The sequence below is a fragment of the Janibacter sp. CFPM2_SD2 genome, from assembly GCF_057364645.1.
Genome location: NZ_JBNFOF010000017.1, coordinates 1 through 14,472 on the forward strand (window position 1 = coordinate 1; position 14,472 = coordinate 14,472).

Genomic DNA, 14,472 nt, shown 5'->3' on the forward strand with positions numbered 1-14,472 from the left:
AGCCGCGACCGGCGGCGCCGGCCCCGATCTCCCGGGCGATGGCCTCGCCGTAGCCCGTGCTCGCCCGCGAACCGACGATCGCGACGCCGGCCGACAGGTCGGTGAGCGACCCTGCCCCGCACGTGGAGCAGGTGCGGGGAGACGAGCGGGTGCGACAGTGCCTCGGGCCAGTCGGCGTCGCCCGGGATCACGACCCGGGCCCCCGAGCGCTCGACGCGGTCGAGCTCACCGTCGACGTCGACCCCGGCCACGTGCGCCCGGGCACTCGCCGAGCGCGGCAGGTCACCGTCGACGAGGCGGTGCCAGGCCTCGACGTGACCGACCTCCGCGAGGACGGACTGCAGGGCGTGCGGGGCATCGCTCACCCGCTCGCGTCGCAGCTCGAGCACGCGCGACCAGGCGACCCGCGCCCGCCGCTCGTCGGAGCCGACCATCGCGTGGGCGCGCGCGATCTCGGCACTGGTCGGGGCGCCATCGCCCTCGGGCCGGCTCATGCCGCCACCGCGCCCTGCGTGCGGTACATCAGCGCCAGCCCCACATCGGTCGGGCTCGGGACCGTGCGGCCGTTGAGGTCGGCCGAGGTCCACGCCAACCTCAGGATCCGGTCGTACCCGCGGACGGTGACCTGCCCCAGGTCGAGCGCCCGGTCGAGCGTGGCGGTGGTGGCCGACGGCAGCCGCCACGGTCTGCGGCGCAGCTGCGGCCCCGGCACCTGGCTGTTGAGCGACCAGCCGAGCGGCTCCCACCGGCGTCGCTGCACTCGCGGGCGGCCAGCACACGGGCGGCGACCGCCTCGCTCGAGTCGGGCGGGTCCTCGCTGAGGTCGGCCAGGCTGACCTTGGGCACCTGCACCTGGATGTCGACCCGGTCGAGCAGCGGTCCGCTGAGCCGGGCCGCATAGGCCCGCCGCTCGGTCGGTCGACACCGGCAGGCCAGGCCCTTGCCGTGGCCCTCCCCGCACGGGCACGGGTTGGCCGCGAGGACCAGCTGGACCCGGGCCGGGTAGGTCACCCGCTCGCGCGCCCGGGCGATGACGACCCGCCCGGACTCGAGCGGTTGCCGCAAGGCCTGGAGCACCGCGCTGCCGAACTCAGCCGCCTCGTCGAGGAAGAGCACCCCGTGGTGCGCCTGGGACAGCGCGCCCGGCAGCACGACGCCCGAGCCCCCGCCGACGAGGGCTGCGACGCTCGCGGAGTGGTGCGGCGCGACGAAGGGGGGCACGACGTCGAGGCCGGTCGGCGGTGCCACCCCGACGAGGGAGCGCACGGCCAGGGTCTCGAGCGCCTGCTCGCGGGTCAGCGGCGGCAGGATCGTCACGAGCCGCTCGGCGAGCATCGTCTTGCCCGAACCCGCGGCATATGGAACGAATATGCTATATATCCGTCCGCTGCAAGTTTAGCACATTAGTCAATGCGTTCGTGCGGTTTCCGCACTAGTCACGAGCTGGCCCAAGAAGCCAGACCGTCGGTGCCGGCACTGCAGGCTGGCAGCGGACGGCACAGGCAACCGCCATGTGGACCTACCGCGGGCTCCTGACCGGGCTCACCGAAATGGCTGCTTATGCTCCTGAGCAAGCCAACTAGTCGAGTATCCAGTCGGGAACTGACTTGGCGCTGGTGTTAAGCCAAGCACGCTTCGTCGTATCCGTATATAGGATCACTCGCACTTTCTCCTCTAGCATTGCGCGCACACCCGAATCGGCCCCGTAGCCAGCAGCTGTCGCAAAACGAGTGCGTACATCATGACTCGTCAATCCTGCGTCTTGCCTATTTCTACGCCAGTACAGCATCAGATCAACGTCGTCTTTCTCTTTGAGTGCGTCAATGACCGCCCTCCACCACCAGCGGTCAGTGACGCCGAAGGAGCATCCGAAAATGATGAACAGATCAGTATCCGGGAAGAGTTCTCCGTACTTGACTTTGTTCTGAGCCCAGTATGGCTTCGACAGACGTTTCGCCCTCGGAGTAGCGACGTCGTCGATGCCAAACAACAACGACCTGGGCGTGTGCTGGACACCATGAGGATGCACCACGTCGGACACTAGGTATGAGACCATTGAGAAGCTTTGCCTCTCCTTTCCAGTCTCGTGTCCCCGCGGATTCGGGTGAAATGTCGCGTTTCGATCAGACTGGGCGTATGGATGTGGATCGAACTGCCGCTGATCGAGATAGACGAAGTCGTCAAGCAGCGCCGTGTAGTTGAAGTTGATGAACCTGAAGTTGAACAGGTCGCCGATATCCACATTCTGAGGGAGCCGCATTCTTGCGTACTCCTCAGGGTCTTCGACATCACCGAGGAACTCGGTGAACGTAGTGATTGTGAGCTTCTTCGACACCGCTTGATCTCCCAGTTGACTCAGGATGTCCGGTGTCGCGACCTGGTCAAGGAACGCCGAGAACTCACGCTGTACCGCTCCGAGATCCGCGGAAATGATCGCCGGGTCGACGCGGTCAATCGTTAAGAGATCGCCGATTGCATTTTCGATATCGCTCCAGTTCTCCGCTCCCTGAGTGTGGAGAACCTTCATACGTTCAAAGATCCGATTCGCGGAGTTCGAAGCTTCAAAGTTCCGATACTTGAGGAAGTAGTAGAAGGACTCATATCTGGTGTCCGTCAAGGCTCCCAGACTCGAGAGCGCCTGGATGTCGAATCCATTGCCTACGAGGGCCATGACATTGTATTGCCTCCGAGCGGCCGCGAATCGACTCGTGTAGTCCTCGTATCCCATGGATAGTCCTCTCGCGTATACCGTCAAGCTGATTGGGTTCAGCGCGCCGGTCGGTCGATATCGAGCAGCGACACAGCCTCCACGCCGAGCTGGACGGCCAGCGCGTCGACGGAGTCGAGCGTGAGGTTCCGCTCTCCACGCTCGATGCCGGCCAGATAGCGCGGGGTGACTCCGAGCTGTTCGGCGAGCCCTTCCTGCGTCAGCGCCGCAGCACGTCGCAGCTCTCGCACGCGCGTGCCGAGAACCGACTTGAGGGGTGTGACCACATCTTCAAGCCTCAGCGGCAGTAGCGATGACTTCCAGGTAGTTATCGCTTCCTGTTAGCCTTCGTGGTGACCATACCTGGCTCGGATATGAGCCGAACAACGTACCTGCGGCGCGAGCTGGCCTCTCGCGTCGCGATGAAGGGCAGCCACGACGTCACAGACGGCGCACGGGGACGAGGACGCATCGAAGAAGCCGGCAGTGTCGCCCCAGCCATCGACTGCCAGCGACAGAGTTGCAGCGCAGGAGGAAGGCCGGTCAAAAGTTCCCGGCGTCGACGACGCCGTGCGCGAAGTGCTCGGCATGCGCCCGCTGTCGCAGGAGCTGATCGAGGTCGGTGGGATGTTCGCTGCACAGTTCGCCGTGCGCAGGGCTGTACTGCAGGTGCCTCCTGATCTGCGGGTGCCTCGTGAGTTGGAAGTGACGGATGCCGACGATCTGGCTGCCGGTGGACGAGGACACCGCGCTGCGGGCGGGGGCGACGAGGACCGAGGCGCTGCAGGCTGAGCGCCCCTACTGCGATCCCCCACCGACCGTGCAGATGCAGCGCGTCGGTGCCGAGCAGGCGAGAATCTGACCATGGAAGAGCCGGACGAGTCCTATCGGACCTGCTCGATCTGCGGCGGCGACTGCGAGCCCGAGCCCATGGCGGAGGACGGGCTCGGCGTGCGCATCATGTGGATCTGCCCCGAGCACGGCGCGCACAGCGTCGTGGATCCCTTCGAGGACCTGCGATGACCTTGGTGGGCCCACGCCTCACGATCGGCCTGATCACCATCCCTTGAGCTGCAGTGCGTGAGGCTGAGCGCGACCGCTCGCTGACCTAGAGATCCTCGGGGATCGTCGTGTACTTCGTGCCTTGCTCCTCATAGAGACGCTTGATCGAGTCGCTGTCAGCCGGTGACTCGTAGACTGCGCGCCGGATCTTCGAGCTCTTGAGGTCGAGTCCATACAGGACATCGTCCTTCTCGATCCCGACGGCGATGATCCGATCGAACAGCGCCCCGTGCTCATCGGCGTACTCGGCCAACGCCTTCAGCTTCGGCGCGGAATCACCCAGTGCGCACCGTGAGGATCGACGATTGACGGACGGATCCCGTCGCCACCGCTGTGCACGAACACGAAGTCCGGCTGCACCGATCTCCACGAATCGCCCGACTTGCGCGCAATCCGCAGCGAATGCTTCCCCGCCGCCGAGGGATTCCGGTACCAGCCCTCAAGCGTGCCGAGGCTCTGTTCGTGCCTAATCGTTGCCCGCTCCCAGCGGTTCTTCGCCATCTTCAGCTCAAGCGGGTAGTCGCCGTCCGCGGTCGAGAGCAGGTGCTTCCTCTCCGTGGGCAGCAGCTTCATGTCCGTGTCCACGGAATCGACGCGCTCATCGGTCTTGATCTCGATGATGTCGCGCTCCGGCTCTCGAGCCATGTCCTGGATGGCCTCATAGGTGGGCTTGCGCGAGTCGGGCAGGCCGGCGATATCGGTGGCCTTGGTGGTCAGCCACAGGCGCGTCAGCGAGTCCGCTGCGTCCTCCACGGGCTTCTGCACGTCGGCGTCGATGAACGCCAAGGCTGCGACTCGGGCTCGGATCGCGGTGATGTCGACGTTCGTCGGGTCGCCGGCCTCGAACCCCTCGTTGATCGCTGCCTGCATGTTGCGACCCAGGTACCGATTGACGACCGAGGCAGTCAGGATGCGCCTGAGGTGCCGCAGCGCATCATCGACCGTCGCCGCGTCGGCGTCGCGGGTATCGGTGGAGTCCGTCGCCTTCTCCTCACCGCGTTCGACCAAGATCCGGCGGATCTCCGCGGTCATGATCCGCTTGGCCTGTGCGTCGATCTCGTCGGTGTTGGTCTCGGTGACGCTGTCGAGCACGGCGAACATCGTCTCGTGCGCGAGTTGGTCGGCGTCGGTGACCAGTTCGTCTTGAGCCAGCGCCTGCGCCGCCTTCAGGATCCGCTTGATCGGACGCGGAGCGGCAGTCGGCTTCCTGAACGATGGAAGATCACGGATCAGCTGGAACACGTCGTGAGGCACGTCGTAGTTGCGCCGCAATGTGACTGGCTTCAGCATCACCTTGTTGACTGCCGCGCCACGCTCGCCCGATCGAGGCTCGCGCATGCCCATGATCTCTTCGGCGACGATCTTCGCCGTGACCTTGTCGAAGTGCGGCAGGTAGCAGGATGCGGCGTTGAGGCGCTCAACGCTGGTCTCCTGGGCCAACGGAGTGCGGACCATGCGGCCGAGCAGCTGTGTGACGTAGGTGTCGTCCTTCGCGGGGCGCAACGATACAAGAACCTCGGCGCGCGGGCAGTCCCAGCCGGTCGAGACCGCGTCCTTGGCGATGAGCACTCGGATTCGATGGTCGTGCTCGACGTCCTGCGGTGCGACCTTCGGGATCTCATACGAGCCCACCTCGATGGTGGCACGGTCGCCCAAGACGTGAGCAACACAGTCCGCGGGCATGTCCGGCCAATGCTTGCGGATCGTCTCCAGGACGAGGTGGATGGTCTCGTCCTCCTCCTTACGCCCCTTCTCGGTGTCGCGCTCCCCTGCACTCTTGTTCGGGATTTGCGCGACCAGCAGCGGTACGACAGGGTCGATACCCTGCTCCTCGCAGTACGCGTCCCACGTCTCGCAAACCTCGACGAAATCGAGCGTGGCATCGCGAACCATGGTGGTCGAGAAGTCGCCGTCCTCGTCAGGAATATCCAGCGTCAGCGCGTTCTTCAGCAGACCGGAGTCCTGCACGGCCTGCGGTTCGATGACGACGTTCTTCTCCTTGGTGAACGCGCCTGCTCTGGTCATTGCTTCGTCGAACCGCTTGACCGTCGCCGAGATGCCCCACACGATCGGCACCGCCGGGTTGACCCCGTTGCCGTTGATGATCCTCTGCACGATCGTCTGCTCAGCGTTCGTCGAGGACTTCATCCCCTCGTGCGCCTCGTCGAGGACCATGTAGAGGGTCTTGTCCTCGTCGTTGATCGTGTTGGCGAGGATCTCCCAGAATGTGAAGTGGCGGGTGTCCGTGTGCTTAACGAAGTCAGCCCGGTCTCTGAGCTTGTCCGGGTTGATGAAGTAGACGGTTCCGGTGCGCAGTGACTCATCGGCGTAGGCCTTGTCGAGCAGCACCAGGTCGCCCGAAGGGATCCGGTCGGCGCACTCGATGAAACGACTCTTGGTCTGCTCATTCAGCGCGGGATCCTTGGACACCCACAGCACGACGGCTGAGGGGTCTGCCTCGACGTTGAACTCATCGCTGCCGTGCAGCAACGCCTCGATCACCGTGGCCGCGATGACCGTCTTGCCGGAGCCTGTCGTCGAGGACAGCGCGAACGCCGTCCGGCGCTGCCGGTTGTGCCAGTCCTCGCGCGCGTATCCCAGAGTCGTGAGGATCTTCCTGGCGGCAGTCGTCTGATAGTCCTTCAACGTGAAGCGCATCGCTCAAGCCCTCCCGGTGTTGATCTGGAACGTGCGCAGGTAGGACTCGTAGAGCCGCACTGACTCCACGCCGTCAGGTAGTTGGCCGGCGATGGCCTGGTACTGCGTCTCGTCATCAGTGACGATGTATGCGATCCGCAGCCCTTCGGCCTTGTCGGCGGCAGACAGGAACAGCCGGGACGCGTCCACGTTGAAGAGCACGGCGTAGGTGTCAGCCACATCGAAGGTGTTCGTGCGCTGGTCAATGATGCGGCCCTCCGAGCCGGCGCGCATCCAGAGCATCGGCGCGATTCTCTCGAACGCCAGGTCAAGTTCGACGAGCGCGGGATTCTCGTACGTGAGCTTGAAGAACGCGACGTTGGCTCCCACATCCGCCGCGACGTTCCGCAACCGAGGTGTCGTGACGGCCTCGAAGACTCCGGTCGCCTCCCAATCCGGGTCCCCCGGGCGCAAGCCCTGCTTGCGCATGCGCCCGTCGGAGATCTTGTTGACTTCGTTGTTGGTGACGACAATGGCCTGCCGCCGACCGCCGTCTTCAGCGTTCATCGCTGCAACAGCGTGCGCAGTGGTGCCAGAGCCGCCAAAGAAGTCCAGGATCACGGTGTCCGGCGAGTTGTTTGCCCACCGGATGAGCTGTCGGATAAGTCGGATCGGTTTCTTGCCGTTTGCGAAGCCGACTCCGCCTTCGGACGAAACCGTGCCCATGTCGGAGTAGAAGCCGCGCCAGAGATCCCCGCGGATGACCGTTCGGCCCATCTTGGCGTTGTTCTCATCCGGGACTCGATAGTTGCGGCTGAGGGTATAGACCTGATTGATCGTCCCGCTCCTCAGTCTTGTTACGAGATAGGTTCGGTGGTCGGCCTCCACCTCGATCCAGCCTCTCACCGGAGCATCTACGTCTTTTACGGACACGGGCGGGGTGTCGCGTCGAGCGATGCGGTCGAGATTCGCGATGACAAACGCATTCGCAGCATCGGAGAACGCCATGAGGCGATCCATGCCCTTTGCGCCGACAAAGGTGCCGTCCTTCTTCACCAGCTTTGCAGCCAGGATGTCTCGGTGAACGTCAGGGTCTGCGGCAAGCTCGTCGTAGAAGCTCGAGATCGTGCCATCACTGTTTAGCCACAATGAATAGTCGGCGTCCCAGCCTCGCACCGAGTCATAGAGCGGGGTGTGCCTGACCTCGGTGTCGAACGCTGACGTCCTCCGATAGATCAGGACGTACTCGACGTTCTTGACGATGGTGCCCTGTTGGGCATTGGTCGTCTTCGGCCCCGAGGTCTCGACATCTCGACCGCGAGCTGTGCGACCTGGTTCTCGACTCCGAAGATCTGGTCCATGAGCATCCGGAGACGGTGCTGCTCATCGTCGCCGATCGAGACCATGATCGCGCCGGACGGCTTGAGGATGTCCCGCGCGACACGCAGCCGTCTGTCCATAAAGGCGAGCCACTTGGAGTGGCGGTAGTTGTCGTCGTTGTCGACGAAGCTGTCGTTGTAGAGCCAGGGTGCCTTGCCCCCGGTGTTGTACGGCGGGTCGATGTAGATGAGGTCGACTGCGCCCTTGTGCGTGTAGAGCAGCGACTCGAGCGCGTGGTAGTTCTCGGCATTGATGACGGTGTGGAAAGGCGTTTCACCGCCGCGCTCCTCGCGGTCGCCCGCAGCCACGAGGCCGGGGTAGATCGGGTCACGGAAGTCGGCGACGAAGACGAGGTCGACGAGAGCGCGCGACGCCTCGTCCTTCGTCCGCGGATCGACCAGGTCGGCGACCTGGCCGCCCTTCGGACCGGATATGCCAGTGACGATCCACGTGGCCGTCGATTCCGCCACGGTCTCGCCGCGCGGTGGCAGGAAGCGCACCTTGTCCCCGACGGAGATGGGACGTCCGGTGAGCGAGACCGACTCTGGTGTGTGCCGCTCGAAGTTGAGTCCGAACTGTCGCCGGCTCTGCAGCGCGTCGATGTGTCGGCGCAGCTCCTTCGCGGTGCCGGGGTCCATCGCGGCGACACGCTCGAGGAGCGATCGCAGTTCGTTGCTCACAGGTTCGTGCTCCTTCTGTTCACTGGACTCCATCCTGCCGGATTGGCCCGGCGTATCCGGACAGGACGAGATAGGTGAGAGCCGTGTCTCGACCGGAGCTGCTCACGCTCGCGCTTGGCTTCCCCCGGACCTTCAGCGGTCAGTTGAAGCGGAACGTCCGGTGGGGCGAGCGGACGTTGAACCGGTGTCCGTCCTTGCGACGCTGCAGGAAGCCGGCGATCGTGTCGACGTCGTCTCCACGCATCCCGAGCGCTCGACACCTTGTACGAACCTGCTCAACCGTAACCGGAGCCCATCGATCCGGTCGGTTCATCATGTCGGCCTTGAGCTTGTCCTCCTCGTTCCACTTCAGGCCCGTGGAGTAGCCGGCAGCCATGCCCGCGACGTACTCGAGGATGTCGTCGACGCCGTTGGGCAGCGGCTCAAGATCCGGCTTCGGCTGTGCGGACGGTTCGATCGTTTCGCCCGGCAGGAGCTGGACGGGGTTCATGTCCTCGATCCACTCGGCCGTCTCCTCAACGCCCCACTCGATGACTGCGATGGCGTCAGCGTCCACGTTCCAGATCTCGTTCAGCCGTTGTCGATCGGGCCAGGCGTAGAGCACCCGGTGACCGTCGTAGAAGCCGCCGCTGTGCCCGCGCCAGGCATGATGCTGCACCCCGGGCTGGGCGACAAGCCGACGGATGACCGCGCTCGGCACGTCGCGGCGCGGAGTCACGACGATCACGGCTCCCCCAGGTTGGGCAAGCAGCCATCGCACCGCCCGGGTGTTCTGCGCTTCGCGTGAGTCGTCCTCGCCGAGCCGCGATACAGCGGTAGGGACCTCAGACATGACTACCTCCTCTGCTTGCCGCTGAGAACTGACGGTAGCCGGAGGGTCCGACATCGGATCGCGAGACGCGGTCTCAGCTGGCGACGCGCCATGGCGTTCCGGCGGATGCAGACCACCAGTGTCGTGGGCTGGGTCTAGTTTGAAGGAGCCGCTGTCGGCGAGGCAGCCGCTGCAGAGACGGAGGATCGAGTGACCGCTGGGGACATCATTCAGGTCGTGGCTGTAGTCGTGGCCATCGGCGCATCCATAGTCGCGCTGGTGATCGCATCCATGGATCGCAGGAACGCGCTCAGGATTGCCGAGGGCGATCGTCGTGCTGCGGTGGACCAAGCACGGCTCCTCGCCGAGCTGGAAGCGGCTACTCGGCTCTCGGTGCTGGAAGTACGTGGCGGCCACACCGATCCTGTGATCAGCAAGGACATGGGTGCTGAGACGCTCGCGCTGATCGCGATGCTCGGGCCTGACCGTGTGCCGGAGATGTGGAAGCGTCGAGTCGCGAAGTCGGACGAAGAGCTCCGCGCATTCATCGCCGACGAGAACGAGCCTCAGTTCCTCCGCGACGCCGTGGAGGCCGAGCGTGCCGTCCACGACATCCTTCATGAGCTCCGGACTCTCCACGATCCAGGAGTAGGCGCACCGCGCGTCAGCGGATCCTGACCCGCGACCGTCACCGAATACTTCAGGATGAGTAGAAGCGTGTCGATCGAGGCAGAGCCTCGATCCAGAGCTGAAGGGCATTGACTTTGCGTCTCTCCAGAATCGCCATCTCCAATCACAGTCGGATCCAGGATCTTGGCCTCGACATCCGCCGGCACGCAGTCATCGTGGGGGCGAACGACGTTGGCAAGTCTTCGATCCTGCGGATGCTGAACCTGCTTCTAGGAACGAGCACCGCCGGCCTCTATCAGGCACTGACTCCTGGCGACCTGCGGGACCCTGATCAGCAGCTCGTCGTCAACGCTATGTGGACGGACTTCACGGACGAGAACCGCCGATGCTTCCCCTCCGAGATCAGCATCGCTGAGGACCACACGAGTGAGTACCTGTGGGTGCAGATGGTCGTGGACGCTGATCCCGAGGACGAAGAGTCCGTGACGATTCGTCGATGGTTCCCCGAAAGCGGCCACGAACGAGCGCCCAGCCGCGAGCAACTCGAAGCCTTTGGTTGGCGCTATCTGAAGGCGACACGCGGAACCTCGATGATGGAAGGAGCACGCAGCCCCGTCCGGACTCTCCTGGCAGCTGCAGACCTTGGGACCAACGAGGACAGCCTGAGAACGATCCTCGACCAGTTCAACGAAGAGCTGGCAGACAACGAGTCCGTTGGAGAGCTCTTGGGTCGTGTCGCTGGGCATCTGAGCCGCGCCATGCCACGTGTCGTCGAGAAGGACGACTTCTCGGTCAGAAGTGTCACGGACCCATCGAGCGACGTGCTCCAGGACGTGTCGATCTTCCTCAACCGAGATGACGGGCAGGTCTCCTTGATGGAGCAGTCGGACGGCGTGCGGCAACTCATGTCGATGACGCTGTTCGATCTGGCGGAGGGAACAGCGAACGTCCTTGCAATCGATGAGCCGGAGATCCACCTTCATCCCACCAGTCAGAGGACAGCAGCGGACCTTCTGAGTGGTGACGGGAATCAGAAGATCATCGTCACGCACTCGCCATACGTACTCCACCGGTTCGAGCCTTCGGAGGTCATCGCGGTGGATCGACACGGGAAGTGTTGGCAGATCAGCGATACGAAGCTATCGAGGGTCGATAAGGTGCGAGCTCACTGGTGGTCACCGCGCCTCTTGGAAGCGCTGACGGCCAGGTTTGTTGTCCTGGTCGAGGGTGACGCCGACCGGGTGATCGTCGAGGCAGTGGCCAAGGAACTCGGTATCGATCTCGATCGGCTTGGCGCGGTCGTCGTGGAACTGGACGGAGCCGACAAGTTCACGAACGTCTTCCCGCTGCTGGGGCCCGACGGCTTCGGCCCGACCCTGCTCGGCTTGGTGGATGAGAAGGAGAGTGGCAAGTGGGTCGGCGCGTTCAAGGGCAAGCCTAAGCACATCATCGACAAGAAGATCTTCATATCCGACGCTGATCTCGAGGACGAGTACACGCGCGCGCTTGGCGGACCTCGCGCGGCAAGAGCACTTATAGATGGTGGATTCTGCCGGGAACAGGGAATCCTGATGTCGGCTGAGTGTGACTCTGTCGATGCGATCACTCCTGAAGCGGTAGCCGCATTCTGCCGAGACAAGGGAAAGGTCGAGGCGGCGACCTGCATCGCCGACGTTCTGACTGCCGAGACTGCCGAGAAGATCGGTAGCGTGGCACGCCTCTTGCGTGTGCTGGACGACTTGAGCCAGCGGTGACGGCGTTCGAGCTCAGTGCGGAGCAACTTGAGGCAGCCACCTCCGCGAATGACCACCTGCTCATCATCGCTCCGCCCGGCTGCGGCAAGACCGAGGTTCTGGCACATCGGGCTGCTCACCAGCTTCAACTTCTCGAGCCAAACCAGCGCGTGCTCGCCCTGACGTTCACCAAGCGTGCCCGTGCGAACTTGGAAGAGCGCCTGCGTTCAGTACTCGGGAATGTGCGGACTCGACGTCAGATCGTCGTCCGTAACCTCCACGGCTTCGCTACACAGGTCGTCCTTGCGCACGGCAGAACCATCGGCCTGACGATGGAGACGCTCGAGCTGCCGAAGACCAGCACGATGCGGCGCGCGATGCAAGCCGCGGGAGGCGGCGAGGAGATGTACGCCGCAGAGAGAATCTTGGCCGAGGTCAAGCGCGGCCCGCTCTCGGATGCCGAGGTGCTGGAGACGCTACAACGGCGGGACCGGGGCCAAGCTGAGGTGCTCGCCGAGGAGGTTGAGCGTTCGCGCCAATCGGCGAACCAGCTGCACTACGAAGACCTCCTCCGCCATGCGCAGCGTCTGCTTCGCATCCCAGCAGTCGCCCGTCTCTACCAGGCGCACTTCGGTGCGGTGCTCGTCGATGAGTTCCAGGACCTCTCATCGCAACAGCTCGACCTGGCCATGCTGAGCTGCACGACCAGGCGGACCTTTGCTGGAGATCCTCTCCAGGGCATTTTCTCGTGGGCTGGCGCAGTGCCCACCGAGGTCGAGGCTGAAGTTCGGCGCACCTGCGGCGAACCGATCAGACTCCATGAGTCCTACCGCTCCTCGCCGAAGGTGCTCGAGACCGTCAACTCCATCAGCGAGCTCGTGGATCCTGGGTCCGCGTTGGTCGCCGCACGACCCAATGAATGGCCCGATGGGGGTTGCTCTGGGGCGCTCGTGCTCCAGAACCGTGACGCAGAGGCGGACACACTGCTTCGTCTGGCTGGGTCCATCTTGGAGAAAACCCCCGAGGCATCTATTGGCATCATCATTCGAAGCAAGTGGCGAAACTCTGCGATCCATGGCGCGTTCGATGGCGAGATGCCGTATCCCGTCCGCCGTTGGGACCTCGCGGTTCACGATCCCGAGGTCGTGGCGCTCATCAAGTCCACAGTGTCGACGCTGCCGCGCGGAGCCACGCTGGCTGAGGCGCGACTCGCCGTCCTGGACTCCGTAGATCCAGCAGACGTCGACGCACGCGAGCTGATCGACGACGCGTTCGACGCACTTGGCCGACGGGATGCGAGCACGGCCAGGGCGGCCGTGAGGACGATCAGGACCGCCGATCCCAAACAGGCCGTAGGCCCAGGCGTCCACCTCCTCAACGCGCACACCGGCAAGGGCCAGCAGTTCGACTGGGTCTTCGTCGTTGGTCTCGAGGAGCACCACCTGCCCGACAAGAGGAACAGCGAGGGCGACGCTCTTCTTGAAGAGCAGCGAGTGCTGCTGGTCATGCTCTCGCGCGCCCGGCACGGGTTGGTCGTGACCAGGTCACGAACGAATGAGGGGCGCTTCGGACCCTATGCCGCGAACCAGAGCCGCTGGTGGTCCGACATCCAGACACGGTGTACTTCGGCGGACGAAATTGAAGCCCATCTCCTCACGCTCGAAGGTGCGACGCACCACGTAGTCACGTAAGTGCCTACACCCGGTGGACCGTTGAGCAGCAGGTGGTGCCCGCCCGCCGCTGCGAGCATGAGTGCCGTGTGGGCCTCGTGCTGGCCGGACACCTCGGCCAGGTCCAGCCGTCGAGCTGGCGGCCCACTGGGCGCCACGGATGCCTCGTCGGCCGGGCGGAGACCGCCGCCCTCGCGCTGCGCCGAGCGGTAGGCGAGCACGAGCTCCCCGAGCGTGCCGGCCGTGGAGACCCGCACCCCCTCGACGAGCCGGGCCTCGGTCACGTCCTCGGGTGCGACGACGACGTGCTCGCAGCCGGCGGCCTGCGCGGCGAGCACCACCGGCAGCACCCCGGTGACGTGCCGCAGCCGCCCGTCGAGGCCGAGCTCCGCGAGGTGCACGACGGGTCGTACGAGCTCCGCCGGCAGCTCCTCGCAGGCGGCGAGGACGGCGACGGCGATGCCGAGATCGAAGCCCGTGCCGTGCTTGGGGATCGATGCGGGCGACAGGTTGACCGTCAGCTGGCGGGAGTTGAGCGAGAAGCCGGCAGAGATCGACGCTGCCCGCACCCGCTGGGGTGCCTGGCGCAGCGCCGCGTCGGGCAGGCCGCTGATGTCGAAGGCCGGGAGCCCTCGCCCGACGTGGCACTCGATGTCGACGAGGTGACCGGTGATCCCGCGCAGCGCCACCCCGCGGGTCACCCCGATGCTCACTGCCCCACCCCGGGCCGGAAGTCGACCTCGTAGAGGCCGTCGGCGTCGCGGACCAGCCCGACGAAATCCAGCCGCACGCCCCGGGCGTCGACCCGGTGCTCGGCGAGCCACCTCCCCCCCAGCCGACGCAGCCGCGCGAGCTTGGCCCGGGTGATCGCGTGCACGGGGTCACCGAAGGCACGGCTGCGCCGCGTCTTGACCTTGCAGACGACGACCACGTCGCCGTCTCTCATGACGAGGTCGATCTCGCCCTCGCTGCACCGCCAGTTGCGGTCGAGCAGCTGCATGCCCTGCCTGGTCAGGAAGGTCACGGCGAAGTCCCGCCGTCCGCTCCCACGCTCGCCCGTGTGGGCTCCACCTCGGTCATCTGCGACCACCTCCGACCTCCAGTCAAGGTGGCCGGTGGCTCCGACGAGGCCATCACCTCGCGGCTGTGGACACCGCTGCTC

15 protein-coding genes and 2 pseudogenes are annotated in these 14,472 nt (G+C 64.7%); 5 read left to right on the forward strand and 12 right to left on the reverse strand.

Annotation, left to right across the window (positions count from 1 at the left end):
- From AC2W7J_RS03000 to AC2W7J_RS03020, 5 genes and pseudogenes are all read right to left on the reverse strand, one after another.
- Positions 1-494, reverse strand: a pseudogene (locus tag AC2W7J_RS03000) (hypothetical protein); the annotation flags it as partial.
- Positions 491-967, reverse strand: a complete 477-nt coding sequence (locus AC2W7J_RS03005) for a magnesium chelatase subunit ChlI family protein (RefSeq protein WP_485981429.1) — start codon at positions 965-967, stop codon at positions 491-493. The pseudogene AC2W7J_RS03000 and the gene AC2W7J_RS03005, both read right to left, overlap by 4 nt.
- Positions 886-1,335, reverse strand: a pseudogene (locus tag AC2W7J_RS03010) (ATP-binding protein); the annotation flags it as partial. The pseudogene AC2W7J_RS03010 and the gene AC2W7J_RS03005, both read right to left, overlap by 82 nt.
- A 244-nt stretch (positions 1,336-1,579) precedes the next feature.
- A complete protein-coding gene (locus AC2W7J_RS03015) occupies positions 1,580-2,728 on the reverse strand; it encodes an AbiH family protein (RefSeq protein ID WP_485981408.1) in 1,149 nt (382 codons plus the stop codon).
- Between the two features lie 38 nt (positions 2,729-2,766).
- Positions 2,767-2,994 (reverse strand): helix-turn-helix domain-containing protein, encoded by a 228-nt coding sequence (locus AC2W7J_RS03020; protein WP_485981409.1) that lies wholly within the window; start codon positions 2,992-2,994, stop codon positions 2,767-2,769.
- Positions 2,995-3,193: 199 nt separating this feature from the next.
- On the opposite strand from AC2W7J_RS03020, the gene AC2W7J_RS03025 reads away from it, so the two are divergent.
- Positions 3,194-3,499: a hypothetical protein gene (locus AC2W7J_RS03025; RefSeq protein ID WP_485981410.1), complete on the forward strand. Its 306-nt coding sequence runs from the start codon at positions 3,194-3,196 to the stop codon at positions 3,497-3,499.
- A gap of 72 nt (positions 3,500-3,571) precedes the next feature.
- The gene (locus tag AC2W7J_RS03030; RefSeq protein ID WP_485981411.1) at positions 3,572-3,730 is read left to right on the forward strand and encodes a hypothetical protein; all 159 of its coding nucleotides are present in this window, start codon (positions 3,572-3,574) and stop codon (positions 3,728-3,730) included.
- 85 nt (positions 3,731-3,815) lie between these two features.
- Here AC2W7J_RS03030 and AC2W7J_RS03035 read toward each other — a convergent pair whose 3' ends face one another.
- The 5 genes from AC2W7J_RS03035 to AC2W7J_RS03055 form a co-directional block, all read right to left on the reverse strand.
- On the reverse strand, positions 3,816-4,022 hold the full coding sequence (locus AC2W7J_RS03035) for a hypothetical protein (protein WP_485981412.1): 207 nt from the start codon (positions 4,020-4,022) through the stop codon (positions 3,816-3,818).
- 5 nt (positions 4,023-4,027) lie between these two features.
- Positions 4,028-6,427 carry a DEAD/DEAH box helicase gene (locus tag AC2W7J_RS03040; protein WP_485981413.1) on the reverse strand — a complete coding sequence of 800 codons (2,400 nt, stop codon included), beginning with the start codon at positions 6,425-6,427 and terminating at the stop codon, positions 4,028-4,030.
- Between the two features lie 3 nt (positions 6,428-6,430).
- The gene (locus tag AC2W7J_RS03045; protein WP_485981414.1) at positions 6,431-7,582 is read right to left on the reverse strand and encodes a DNA methyltransferase; all 1,152 of its coding nucleotides are present in this window, start codon (positions 7,580-7,582) and stop codon (positions 6,431-6,433) included.
- Between the two features lie 59 nt (positions 7,583-7,641).
- Complete coding sequence (locus tag AC2W7J_RS03050) at positions 7,642-8,466, reverse strand: DNA methyltransferase (RefSeq protein WP_485981415.1); 825 nt, start codon at positions 8,464-8,466, stop codon at positions 7,642-7,644.
- A gap of 139 nt (positions 8,467-8,605) precedes the next feature.
- Entirely contained in the window at positions 8,606-9,298 is a 693-nt protein-coding gene (locus tag AC2W7J_RS03055; RefSeq protein WP_485981416.1) for a hypothetical protein, read from the reverse strand.
- A gap of 189 nt (positions 9,299-9,487) precedes the next feature.
- Here AC2W7J_RS03055 and AC2W7J_RS03060 point away from each other — a divergent pair, with 189 nt between their 5' ends.
- The 3 genes from AC2W7J_RS03060 (at position 9,488) to AC2W7J_RS03070 (ending at position 13,331) form a co-directional block, all read left to right on the forward strand.
- On the forward strand, positions 9,488-9,955 hold the full coding sequence (locus AC2W7J_RS03060) for a hypothetical protein (RefSeq protein ID WP_485981417.1): 468 nt from the start codon (positions 9,488-9,490) through the stop codon (positions 9,953-9,955).
- Between the two features lie 167 nt (positions 9,956-10,122).
- Positions 10,123-11,661 (forward strand): ATP-dependent nuclease, encoded by a 1,539-nt coding sequence (locus tag AC2W7J_RS03065; RefSeq protein ID WP_485981418.1) that lies wholly within the window; start codon positions 10,123-10,125, stop codon positions 11,659-11,661.
- Positions 11,658-13,331 carry a UvrD-helicase domain-containing protein gene (locus tag AC2W7J_RS03070; RefSeq protein ID WP_485981419.1) on the forward strand — a complete coding sequence of 558 codons (1,674 nt, stop codon included), beginning with the start codon at positions 11,658-11,660 and terminating at the stop codon, positions 13,329-13,331. The genes AC2W7J_RS03065 and AC2W7J_RS03070 overlap by 4 nt, the downstream gene beginning before the upstream one ends.
- On the opposite strand, the gene AC2W7J_RS03075 is transcribed toward AC2W7J_RS03070, so the two are convergent.
- On the reverse strand, positions 13,214-14,023 hold the full coding sequence (locus tag AC2W7J_RS03075; RefSeq protein ID WP_485981420.1) for a magnesium chelatase domain-containing protein: 810 nt from the start codon (positions 14,021-14,023) through the stop codon (positions 13,214-13,216). The two genes, AC2W7J_RS03070 and AC2W7J_RS03075, sit on opposite strands and share 118 nt — an antisense overlap.
- Positions 14,020-14,334 carry a YraN family protein gene (locus AC2W7J_RS03080; protein ID WP_485981421.1) on the reverse strand — a complete coding sequence of 105 codons (315 nt, stop codon included), beginning with the start codon at positions 14,332-14,334 and terminating at the stop codon, positions 14,020-14,022. The genes AC2W7J_RS03075 and AC2W7J_RS03080 overlap by 4 nt, the downstream gene beginning before the upstream one ends.
- Positions 14,335-14,472 lie beyond the last annotated feature (138 nt).